Here is a 1,003-nt window from a genome sequence, read left to right as displayed (position 1 = left end):
TCGACGGCGCACGTCGAGTACGAGACGTCGAACCGTCACTACGCGCACGTCGACTGCCCCGGGCACGCCGACTACGTGAAGAACATGATCACCGGGGCGGCGCAGATGGACGGCGCGATCCTGGTGGTGTCGGCGGCCGACGGCCCGATGCCGCAGACCCGCGAGCACATCCTGCTGGCGCGCCAGGTCGGCGTTCCTGCGCTGGTGGTGTTCATGAACAAGGTCGACATGGTCGACGATCCGGAGCTTCTGGATCTGGTCGAGCTCGAGGTGCGCGAGCTTCTGTCGAAGTACGACTTCCCGGGCGACGACATCCCGATCACCAAGGGCTCGGCGTTGTGCGCGCTGGAGAACCGCGAGCCGAAGATCGGCCACGAGGCGATCCTCGAGCTGATGAAGACGGTGGACGCGTACATCCCGCAGCCGGAGCGTCCGATCGACCTTCCGTTCCTGATGCCGATCGAGGACGTGTTCTCGATTTCGGGTCGCGGCACGGTGGTGACGGGCCGGGTTGAGCGCGGGATCATCAAGGTGGGTGAGACGGTGGAGATCGTCGGCATCCGGGCGACGACGACGACGACGGTGACGGGCGTCGAGATGTTCCGCAAGCTTCTGGACCAGGGTCAGGCGGGCGACAACGTCGGCGTTCTCCTGCGTGGCACGAAGCGCGAGGACGTGGAGCGTGGGCAGGTTGTGTGCAAGCCGGGTTCGGTGAAGCCGCACACGAAGTTCAAGGCCGAGGCGTACATCCTGACGAAGGAGGAGGGCGGGCGCCACACGCCGTTCTTCACCAACTACCGTCCGCAGTTCTACTTCCGGACGACGGACGTGACGGGGGTGTGCCAGCTGCCCGAGGGCACCGAGATGGTGATGCCGGGCGACAACGTGACGATGGACGTGACGCTGATCGTGCCGGTGGCGATGGAGGAGAAGCTGCGCTTCGCCATCCGCGAGGGCGGCCGCACCGTCGGCGCCGGCGTCGTCGCCTCCATCACCGAGTAAG

1 protein-coding gene is annotated in these 1,003 nt (G+C 66.3%); it reads left to right on the top strand.

Annotation, left to right across the window (positions count from 1 at the left end):
* Positions 1 to 1,002: elongation factor Tu (gene tuf, locus G4G93_RS35435; RefSeq protein WP_165091976.1), on the top strand; the 1,002-nt coding region annotated here is incomplete at its 5' end.
* Position 1,003 lies beyond the last annotated feature (1 nt).

The sequence above is a fragment of the Methylobacterium sp. DB0501 genome, assembly GCF_011043735.1.
GTDB lineage: Bacteria > Pseudomonadota > Alphaproteobacteria > Rhizobiales > Beijerinckiaceae > Methylobacterium > Methylobacterium alsaeris.
The sequence above is the reverse complement of the archived record's forward strand: the minus strand, read 5'-3'. Positions and strand labels throughout refer to the sequence as shown.